We start from the raw sequence: 9,757 nt of genomic DNA, 5'->3' as shown, positions 1-9,757 counted from the left end.
GGCTTCCTCGGCATGATGTATTATTTCATTCCGAAGCGCGCCGAGCGGCCGGTCTATTCCTACCGCCTCTCGATCATCCATTTCTGGTCACTGATCTTCCTCTATATCTGGGCCGGCCCCCATCACCTGCACTTCACGGCGCTGCCCGACTGGGCGCAGACACTCGGCATGACCTTCTCGATCATGCTGTGGATGCCGTCCTGGGGCGGCATGATCAACGGGTTGATGACGCTTTCAGGTGCATGGGACAAGCTCAGGACAGACCCCGTGATCCGCATGCTCGTGGTCTCGGTCGCCTTTTACGGCATGTCGACCTTCGAAGGACCGGTCATGTCGATCAAGGCCGTCAACTCGCTCTCTCATTACACTGACTGGACCGTCGGACATGTTCATTCCGGCGCGCTCGGCTGGGTCGGCTTCGTCTCCTTCGGCGCCGTCTATTGTCTCGTGCCATGGCTCTGGAAACGCGAGCGGCTTTATTCGATGGCGCTGGTGAGCTGGCACTTCTGGATCGCGACGCTCGGCATCGTTCTCTACATCACCTCGATGTGGGTGTCGGGCATCCTGCAGGGCCTGATGTGGCGCGCCTATGACGCACAGGGCTTCCTCGAATACTCCTTTGTCGAAACCGTCGAGGCGATGCATCCGTTCTATGTGATCCGTGCCCTGGGCGGGGTGCTCTTCCTCGCGGGAGCGTTGATCATGGTCTACAACTGCTGGATGACCATCAAGGGTCGCGTCCGTGAAAGCGAGCCCCTGCAGGTTCCAGTCCACGCTGCCGCGCAGCCGGCCGAGTGAGGGGGAACCGATGAAAAAGAAGTTCACGCACGCGACGATCGAAAAGAGCCCGATGCTGCTTCTGGTGTTGACGCTGATCGTCGTCGCCATCGGCGGCCTGGTCGAAATCGTTCCGACTTTCCTGATCAAGAGCACCATCGAGGACGTCAAGGGTGTTCGTCCCTACAGCCCGCTCGAACTCGCCGGACGCAACATCTATATCCGCGAGGGTTGCTACAACTGCCACAGCCAGATGGTCCGCTCGTTGCGGGCGGAAGTTGAACGCTACGGGCACTATTCGCTGGCGGCGGAGAGCAAATACGACCATCCGTTCCAGTGGGGCTCGAAGCGAACCGGGCCGGATCTCGCGCGCGTCGGCGGCAAATATTCCGACGAATGGCACCGCCTGCACATGGCGGATCCGCGCAGCGTCGTGCCGGAATCGATCATGCCCGGCTATTCTTTCCTGGCCGAAACACCGCTCGATTACCGCAATATCGAGGGTGCCTTGCGGGCCCTGTCGATGGCCGGCGTGCCCTATGACGACGAAGCGATCGTCAACGCCAAGGCCGATATCAAGGCGCAGGCAACGCCTTTCGCCGACACCGACGAATTGATGCAACGCTACCCCAAGGCTCTCGCCCGCGATTTCGACGCCAATCCGGCGATGATTTCCGAACTCGATGCGCTGGTCGCCTATCTGCAGATGCTGGGCACGCTGGTCGATTTCAACGCCTATGAAACCACCGACTTCAAGCAATAGGCCGCAGGATGGAACCGGAGACAACCTATTCACTGGTGCGGACATGGGCGGGCGCGGGCGGCCTCATCCTGATGGTGGCGCTGTTCATCGGCGTGCTCGTCTATGCACTGCGCCCCGGCAACAAGCATAAGTTCGACAGGCTGGCACGCCTGCCGCTCCAGGATGGCGACGGGCCCGACCACAAGACGGGCGACAGGCACGACAACAAGGCGGGCGACCGCACGGAGACCGAGAAATGAGCGAGAGCCCGAAGAACGACAGAGACGATGTGACGGGCGTCGAGACCACGGGTCATGAGTGGGACGGCATCCGCGAACTCAACAATCCGCTGCCGAAATGGTGGCTCTACACGTTCTACGCCTGCATCATCTGGTCGTTTGCCTACTGGGTCGTGATGCCGACCTGGCCGTATCTTTCGACCGAAGGCTGGACCTACACCAAAGGCGTGATCGGCTACGACCAGCGGGAAGTCGTGACGCGCGAGCTCGGCTCCATTGCCGAAGGCCGCGCCGACGAGATGCAACAGATCGCTACGCTGGCGCCCGAAGACGTTGCGGGTAACGCGGCATTGATGGAAGTGGCGCTGGCCGCCGGCAAGGCCGCCTTCGGCGATAATTGCGCGCCTTGTCACGGCTCGGGTGCGCAAGGCTCGTGGGGCTTCCCGAACTTGAACGACGATGTGTGGCTCTGGGGCGGAACGCTGGAAGACATTCGCTATACGGCAACCCACGGCATCCGCTGGGAAGCCGACGACAACACGCGCCAGAACGTGATGATGGCCTATGGCCGCGACGGCATACTGGCGCGCGGTGAAATCGCCGATGTGGCCGAGTTCGTGCTGGCGCTTTCCCGCCAGCCGAACGACGCGGAGGCCGCTGCGCGCGGCGCCGATATCTTCGGCGAGCAATGCGTGACCTGCCATGGCGCGGACGGCCAGGGCAATCGCGAGCTCGGCGCACCGAACCTGACCGACGCCGTCTGGCTTTATGGCGGCGACCGCGCGTCGATCATCGAGACCGTGTCAAACGGACGCAGTGGCGTCATGCCGGCTTGGGGCGGGCGGCTCGATGCGGGCACAATCAATGCTCTGACGCTATATGTTCATTCTCTCGGGGGCGGCGAGTAGGCACGTTCGAAGGAATGAGTGCCGCGATAGATGGGTAGCGTCCGCACGCGCCCTGCAATCGTGTGTCCATATGAGTAAAACAATGGCAGACAGCGCCACCAGCCTTGAAAGGCTCGCCGCGGAAGCGGCGGGCAATGTCCGCGCAGCCGCCAATCCGCATGGCCGGGAGGGCGAACGATATACGGCGGTCAATTCCGAGAAATTCCGCTCTCTCTATGCCAGCCGCGTCAAGGTCTACCCCAAGCTGGTCGGCGGTACCTTCCGCCGTCTGAAATGGATCGTCATGGCGTTGACGCTGACGATCTACTACGTCACGCCATGGATGCGCTGGGACCGCGGACCCAACCTGCCCGACCAAGCGGTGCTGCTCGACTTCCCGGCGCGGCGCTTCTACTTCTTCTTTCTGGAAATCTGGCCACAGGAATTCTACTACATCACCGGGCTGCTGATTCTGGCAGCGCTCGGCCTCTTTCTCGTGACCAGCGTTGCCGGCCGTGTCTGGTGCGGCTATGCCTGCCCGCAGACGGTCTGGACCGATCTCTTCATTCACGTCGAGCGCTTTTTCGAAGGCGACCGTTCGGCGCGCATCCGCCTCGACAGATCGCCCTGGACGGCTGGAAAGGTCGGGCGCAAGGCCGCGAAACATCTGGTCTGGCTTCTGATCGCGCTTGCGACCGGCGGCGCCTGGGTCTTCTATTTCGCCGATGCGCCGACACTGGCCGCCGACCTTGCGCGCTTCGAAGCGCCGGCCATTGCCTATATCTCGATTGCCGCTTTCGCTTCCACGACATATCTGCTGGGCGGCATCGCCCGCGAGCAGGTCTGTATCTACATGTGCCCCTGGCCGCGCATCCAGGGCGCGATGTTCGACGAGGAATCGCTGCTGGTTTCCTACAAGGAAGATCGCGGCGAACAGCGCGGGCCCCACAAGAAAGGGACAAGCTGGGAAGGCCGCGGCGACTGCATCGATTGCGGCCAATGCGTCGCCGTCTGCCCCATGGGCATCGACATTCGCGACGGCATGCAGCTCGAATGCATTCAATGCGCGCTCTGCATCGACGCCTGCGACGCGATCATGGACCGTGTGGAACGGCCGCGCGGTCTGATCGCCTACGATACGCTCAGCAATCAGCAGCGCCGCGCGGCGGGCGCGCCGCAGCGCCTCAGCATTCTGCGGCCGCGCACCATCGTCTATATGGCGGCGCTGGCGCTGGTCGGCCTGATCATGCTGGTCGCGCTCGTCAACCGGTCCACGCTCGAGGTCAATATCCTGCCCGACCGCAATCCGCTCTTTGTGACGCTCGCCGATGGCAGCATTCGCAACGGCTATGAGTTGAAGATCGTCAACAAGGAGCATCGGGAACGCATTTTCCGGATCGACATTGAAGGGCTCGAAGGCGCCGCACTCTCCCGCCCGGCACTCGCCGACGAGGCGGGCTCGACGGTTGTCGTCGGGGTCGATACGCTGAGAACCGCCAGATTTTTCGTCAGCCTGCCGGCCGACAGGCTGGAACAGCTTCGCGGCGGCAAGAGCGCGCTGACATTTGTCGCAACCGATCTCGACAACGGCGAGACAGCCGTGCGGGAATCGAGCTTCAGAGGGCCCGCACAATGACTGTCGGGAGAAGCGATTACCGGCCCACGACCCGTTTCGGCACGCTGACGGGCCGGCGCGTGCTCGTCGGATTTGCCGGATTCTTCGGCATCGTCTTCGCGGTCAACGGGGTCTTCATCTACAAGGCGCTTTCGACATTCGACGGCGTGGAGGTCGAGGGCGCCTATCAGAAGGGACGTGCCTACAATCATCTTCTCGAGCGCATGGATGAGCAGCGCCTGCTTGGCTGGACGGCGGCGATCGCCACCGGTCCGGCGCCGGACGGCGGCACGCGCTTGACCGTGCGTTTCGCCCGGGCCGACGGCACGGCGCTGACCGGCCTTGAAGTCGAAGGCACCTTCTGGCGTCCGGTCGCCGCCGGCGAAGATCGGCGCTTGCCGCTCGCCGAGGCCGCACCCGGCATCTACGGAACGGTTTTCGATCTCGCCCATGACGGCAACTGGCTGGTGCGCATCGCCGCGACAGGCCCGGGCGGCGAAACATTCGTGCAGGAAGAGCGCGTTGTCGTCGGCCGGAGCGCCGATCGATGAACCCCGCCGCCGAGGCCTTGCTCGATCCCGCAAGACCGGACCCCGGCCTCTTTGTGCGCGAGGCGCCGGGTGGCCGCGCGCGCCTCGATCTCGTGGTGCAGGACATGCATTGCGCGGGATGTCTGCGCAAGGTCGAACGCGGTCTTCACGAACTGCCCGGCGTCGAATATGCCCGCGCCAACCTGTCGACAAAGCGGGTTGCCGTACGCTGGGATCCGCGCAAGCTGCAGGCCGGCGCGATCGTCGCGCGGCTCGCCGAAGCGGGCTTTGCCGCCGTACCCTTCGATTCCCGTCTCGCAACCGCACTCGATGAAAACGAGATGAAGACGCTGTTGCGCGCGATGGGTGTCGCCGGTTTCGCCGCCGCCAATGTGATGCTTGTGTCGGTATCGGTCTGGTCGGGCCTCGTGACCGATATGGACGAGACGACGCGCGCCTTCTTTCACTGGGTTTCGGCGCTGATCGCGCTGCCGGCGGTGGCTTATGCCGGACAGCCTTTTTTCCGCTCAGCGCTGAAGGCGCTGCGGGCGGGCACGATGAACATGGACGTGCCGATTGCGCTGGCCGTCATTCTCGCAACATCGATGAGCCTGGTGCAGACCATCGTCAACGCGCGGCATGTCTATTTCGACGCCAGCGTAACCTTGCTCTTCTTCCTGCTGATCGGACGCTATCTCGACATGCAGGCGCGCGCCCGCGCCTGCTCGGCGGCGCAAAACCTGCTCGGCCTGCGCGCGATCGCGGCGACCGTGATGAGTCCCGACGGCGCGCAGCGCTCGGTCGCCGTCGAGAATGTCGAACCCGGCATGCGGCTGGCGATTGCCGCCGGCGCACGCATTCCGGCCGACGGTGAAATCCTGACCGGCGTGAGCGACATCGATACGAGCCTCGTCACCGGCGAAAGCCTGCCCGAAGCGGTGAAGCCGGGATCGGCCGTCTATGCCGGCACGCTCAATATCGGCGCGCCGCTGACCATGCGCGTGACGAAACGCGACGACGATTCGCTGCTGGCCGAGATCGTGCGGCTGATGGAATCGGCCGAACAGGGCCGTGCGCGCTATGTGCGGATTGCCGACCGCGCGGCGCGCATCTATTCGCCCGCCGTTCACATCATGGCCTTTGCGACGATGATCCTCTGGTTCTGGCTCGGCGCGCATTGGGAAATGGCGCTGACGCATGCGATCGCCGTGCTGATCATCACCTGTCCCTGCGCGCTTGGCCTCGCCGTGCCCGTGGTACAGGTGGTGGCAACGGGCCGCCTGATCCGGCAGGGCGTGTTCGTGAAAGCGGCCGACGGGCTCGAACGGCTGGCTCAGGCCGACACCGTGGTCTTCGACAAGACCGGCACGCTGACGCTCGGCCGGCCACAGCTCGTCAATGGCGGCGACATCGCACCCGCCGACCTCGCGCTCGCCGTCGCACTGGCGCGGCTGAGCCGCCATCCGCTGGCCCGCGCCCTCGCAGAAGTCGGTGGCGACATCGCCCCGCTGACGCTGAGCGACGCAACCGAAGTTCCCGGCATGGGCATGGAAGCGCGGTTCGGAACCGATCCCGTCCGCCTCGGCAATGCCGGTTTCGCCGGCGGGCGCAGCGCCACGGCGCAGCATGCGGGTCCCGAACTCTGGCTCCGGCACGGCACGGCCGAACCCGTCTGTCTGCGCTTCGCCGATACGTTGCGCCCTGACGCCAAGGCGGCAATCGACGCCTTGAAGCGAAAAGGCTTTGCGATCGAATTGCTGTCGGGCGACCGCGAACCGGCGGTGCGCGCCGTTGCCGAAACGCTGGACATCGCCGAATGGCGCGCCGCCGCGCGGCCCGCCGAAAAAATCGCCCGGCTTGAGGAACTGGCGCGTGCCGGCCGCAAGGTTCTGATGATCGGCGACGGCCTCAACGACGCGCCGGCGCTGCGCGCCGCGCATGTCTCGATCTCGCCGGCGGACGCTGCCGATGTCAGCCAGACGGCGGCCGATTTCATTTTCCAGGGCGCGCGCCTTGCGCCTGTTGTCGAAACGATCGACGTCGCGCGCAAATCGCGCCGTCTCGTCTTCGAGAATTTCGGCCTCGCGCTTGCCTACAACGCCGTCGCCGTACCGCTTGCCGTCGCGGGCTTTGTGACGCCGCTCGTCGCCGCCATCGCAATGTCGAGTTCGTCGATCACGGTGATCGCCAACGCAATGCGGCTGAACCGGCGCAAGCCTGCCGCGCCGCTGTCATGAACATTCTTGTCTTTCTTGTCCCGGCGGCGCTGCTGCTCGGCCTGCTCGGCCTCGCCGCCTTTCTCTGGTCGCTCAAAAGCGGCCAGTATGACGACCTCGAAGGCGCGGCCGAGCGCATTCTGTTCGACGAAGACCCGGAAGACGACGGACCGGGCGACGACAGACCTGTCTCATAGCAACAATCAGCTTTCGGCGACCAGAGCCCGATAGGCGTGCCATGTTGCATGGCCAAGCAGCGGGAAGACGACGATCAGGCCGACAAACAGCGTGGCGATGCCGAAGGCTGTAAAAAAGGCGATGATCCAGCCCCAGATCATCATCGGCCAGAAATTGCGCCTGACCGTCTCGATGCTGGTGAGCGCCGCAGTTACCGCGTCGACATCGCGCGCCATCAGCATCGGCACCGAGACGACCGAAATCGCAAAACATATGAACGCCAGCGCGCCACCCACCACCGTACCGACAACGAGGAGTCCGAGCCCGTGCGGTGTCAGCAGCAACGCGGGCACAAATTCGTCAAGCTGGGGCATCGTCTGCGTGCCGAAGAACAACGCGAAGAGAAGCGTCGCGATGCGCACCCAGATCAGCATCGCGCCCATCAGCATCGCGCCGAGAAAGGCAAGCTGCGCCGGACTGCGTGTGGAGACGAAAGCAACATCGGCAAGCCGCACCGGCAAATCCGCTTCGACCCGGCGGCTCGCTTCATACATGCCAACAGCAAGCATCGGGCCGACCAGCAGGAAGCCCGCGGCCATGACCGGCACCAGCGCGCCGAGGTTGAAAAGAAAAAGCGCGCAAACGAGCAACAGCGAAATCAGGAAAAAGCCAACGCCATAGGCAAGGCTGATTGCCGGAACGCTCGACATATCGGCCCAGCCGCGGGCAAGCCAGACCCAGGGCGCATCCGCCCGGATCGTCCGGATTTCCGGCAACCGCGCCCCGCCGCCCGCCGCGCCGAACTGCGACGACATATCACTCATGGCAGTCTCTCCTCCCGATCAAACCGCCTGACTGTCTGCATGCTAGCGGCGAATAACCCCGCCGTCCATGTGGCTTATGCGGGTGCTCGCAAAGTCGTGAGAACGAATTGAAATCGGGACCGGCCGGGAAGGCGTAGGCTGCACGTCAGATCGAAGGAGATTTTGAATTGAAGCGCTTTGCCATCCTGCTTGGCCTCTGGGCCATCCTGACCGCGCCGGCGGCCACCGCCGAAACGCCAGCGGCCGGAGAAGCCGTCGCGATTTTCGCCGGCGGCTGCTTCTGGTGCATGGAGCCGCCCTACGACAAGCTCGACGGCGTCATCCGCACAACGTCGGGCTACACCGGCGGCGAGAAGGCCAATCCGACCTACAAGGAAGTGTCGTCCGGCACGACGGGCCACATCGAGGCCGTCGCCATTGTCTACGACCCGGCCCGCGTCAGCTACGAGGAGCTGTTGCATGTTTTCTGGCGCAACATCGATCCCGTACGCGCCAATGCGCAGTTCTGCGACGCCGGGCCACAATATCGCAGCGCCATTTTCTACGGTAACGCGCGGGAGAAGGAACTGGCCGAAGCCTCGAAAGCCGAACTCGAGGCTTCGGGCCGCCTCGGCCTGCCGATCGTCACTGAAATTCTCGAAGCCGCTCCCTTTTATCCGGCCGAGAGCTATCATCAGGACTACTATCTGAAAAATCCCGCGCGCTACGCCTATTACCGCTGGGGCTGTGGACGCGACCAGCGGCTGAAGCAGATCTGGGGCGACGAAGCGGGCGGGCACTAGGAGATGAGCATGATGTCCAGACGGAATTTCCTGGGTGGAACGGCGGTTGCCGCGGCGCTCGCCGCCGCCGGACTGACACTGCGCGGCAAGAACGCCGAGGCCGACGAGGCGGCGACGCCGACATTCGAGGTAACGAAGACGGACGCCGAATGGCGCGCTCAATTGACGCCGGAGCAATATCGCGTGCTGCGCGGCCACGGCACCGAACGCGCCGGCACGAGCCCGCTCGACAAGGAGAAACGCATCGGCACCTATCACTGCGCCGGCTGCGACCTGCCGCTCTTTGCTTCCGCGACGAAATATAACAGCGGTACCGGCTGGCCGAGTTTCTACGAGCCGCTCGAAAACGCGATCGGGACCTCGGAGGATCGCAGCTTCTTCACGGTCAGGACCGAAGTCCATTGCCGCCGCTGCGGCGGGCATCTGGGCCACGTCTTCGAAGACGGCCCGCCGCCGACGGGACTGCGCTACTGCATGAACGGCGTCGCGATGACCTTCATTCCGGCCAACGCCTAACGCGCCTTCAACGCCACCTGCACGGCGCTTTCAAGCGCCTGCAGGAAGCGTGAGCGGTCGGCGCGCGAAAAAGCGGGCCCGCCGCCCTTCGATTCACCGGTCTCGCGCAGCTCACGCATCAGATCGCGCATCGCAAGCGCCATGCCGATGCTTGAGGCGGTGAAGGGATTGCCATTGTGCCCGATCGCCGCCGCGCCTCGTTCGAGCGCGCGGGCGGCAAGCGGAATGTCGCCGGTGACGACGATGTCGCCGATGCCGGCGCGTTCCGCGATCCAGTCATCGGCGACATCGGGACCTTCCGGAACGACGACCGGCCGCACCAGCGGATGGCCGGTCGGCCGCATGCCGCTGTTGGAAACGATGTGGACGGTGAGGCCGTGGCGCTCGGCGACCCGCACCACTTCGTCTTTCACCGGGCAGGCATCGGCATCGACATAGATTTCGGTCATCGC

At 64.2% G+C, this 9,757-nt stretch carries 12 protein-coding genes; 10 read left to right on the top strand and 2 right to left on the bottom strand.

Features of this window, described 5'->3' with window-relative positions:
• The 8 genes from WEB61_RS16310 to ccoS all read left to right on the top strand — a co-directional run.
• Positions 1–798: cbb3-type cytochrome c oxidase subunit I (locus tag WEB61_RS16310; RefSeq protein ID WP_368065398.1), on the top strand; the 798-nt coding region annotated here is incomplete at its 5' end.
• Between the two features lie 10 nt (positions 799–808).
• A complete protein-coding gene (gene ccoO / locus WEB61_RS16305) occupies positions 809–1,540 on the top strand; it encodes a cytochrome-c oxidase, cbb3-type subunit II (protein ID WP_368065397.1) in 732 nt (243 codons plus the stop codon).
• 8 nt (positions 1,541–1,548) lie between these two features.
• Positions 1,549–1,779, top strand: a complete 231-nt coding sequence (locus WEB61_RS16300; protein ID WP_368065396.1) for a cbb3-type cytochrome c oxidase subunit 3 — start codon at positions 1,549–1,551, stop codon at positions 1,777–1,779.
• Positions 1,776–2,666 carry a cytochrome-c oxidase, cbb3-type subunit III gene (gene ccoP, locus WEB61_RS16295; RefSeq protein ID WP_368065395.1) on the top strand — a complete coding sequence of 297 codons (891 nt, stop codon included), beginning with the start codon at positions 1,776–1,778 and terminating at the stop codon, positions 2,664–2,666. The genes WEB61_RS16300 and ccoP overlap by 4 nt, the downstream gene beginning before the upstream one ends.
• An 82-nt stretch (positions 2,667–2,748) precedes the next feature.
• Positions 2,749–4,281: a cytochrome c oxidase accessory protein CcoG gene (ccoG, locus tag WEB61_RS16290; RefSeq protein WP_368065394.1), complete on the top strand. Its 1,533-nt coding sequence runs from the start codon at positions 2,749–2,751 to the stop codon at positions 4,279–4,281.
• Complete coding sequence (locus WEB61_RS16285) at positions 4,278–4,811, top strand: FixH family protein (protein WP_368065393.1); 534 nt, start codon at positions 4,278–4,280, stop codon at positions 4,809–4,811. The genes ccoG and WEB61_RS16285 overlap by 4 nt, the downstream gene beginning before the upstream one ends.
• Positions 4,808–7,027, top strand: a complete 2,220-nt coding sequence (locus WEB61_RS16280) for a heavy metal translocating P-type ATPase (RefSeq protein WP_368065392.1) — start codon at positions 4,808–4,810, stop codon at positions 7,025–7,027. Before WEB61_RS16285 ends, WEB61_RS16280 begins: the two co-directional genes overlap by 4 nt.
• A complete protein-coding gene (gene ccoS / locus WEB61_RS16275) occupies positions 7,024–7,203 on the top strand; it encodes a cbb3-type cytochrome oxidase assembly protein CcoS (RefSeq protein ID WP_368065391.1) in 180 nt (59 codons plus the stop codon). The genes WEB61_RS16280 and ccoS overlap by 4 nt, the downstream gene beginning before the upstream one ends.
• 6 nt (positions 7,204–7,209) lie before the next feature.
• Here ccoS and WEB61_RS16270 read toward each other — a convergent pair whose 3' ends face one another.
• The gene (locus tag WEB61_RS16270) at positions 7,210–8,007 is read right to left on the bottom strand and encodes a DUF2189 domain-containing protein (RefSeq protein ID WP_368065390.1); all 798 of its coding nucleotides are present in this window, start codon (positions 8,005–8,007) and stop codon (positions 7,210–7,212) included.
• A gap of 167 nt (positions 8,008–8,174) precedes the next feature.
• Between WEB61_RS16270 and msrA the strand changes: the two genes are divergently transcribed.
• Together msrA and msrB are read left to right on the top strand one after the other, a co-directional pair.
• Positions 8,175–8,789, top strand: a complete 615-nt coding sequence (msrA, locus tag WEB61_RS16265) for a peptide-methionine (S)-S-oxide reductase MsrA (protein ID WP_368065389.1) — start codon at positions 8,175–8,177, stop codon at positions 8,787–8,789.
• Positions 8,790–8,798: 9 nt separating this feature from the next.
• Positions 8,799–9,305 (top strand): peptide-methionine (R)-S-oxide reductase MsrB, encoded by a 507-nt coding sequence (gene msrB, locus WEB61_RS16260; protein ID WP_368065388.1) that lies wholly within the window; start codon positions 8,799–8,801, stop codon positions 9,303–9,305.
• Here msrB and WEB61_RS16255 read toward each other — a convergent pair.
• Positions 9,302–9,754 (bottom strand): YaiI/YqxD family protein, encoded by a 453-nt coding sequence (locus WEB61_RS16255; protein WP_368065399.1) that lies wholly within the window; start codon positions 9,752–9,754, stop codon positions 9,302–9,304. The genes msrB and WEB61_RS16255 overlap by 4 nt on opposite strands.
• Between the last annotated feature and the right edge of the window lie 3 nt (positions 9,755–9,757).

The organism is Parvibaculum sp., from assembly GCF_040882025.1.
Classification (GTDB): domain Bacteria; phylum Pseudomonadota; class Alphaproteobacteria; order Parvibaculales; family Parvibaculaceae; genus Parvibaculum.
This window is presented reverse-complemented; position numbering and strand designations above follow the sequence as displayed.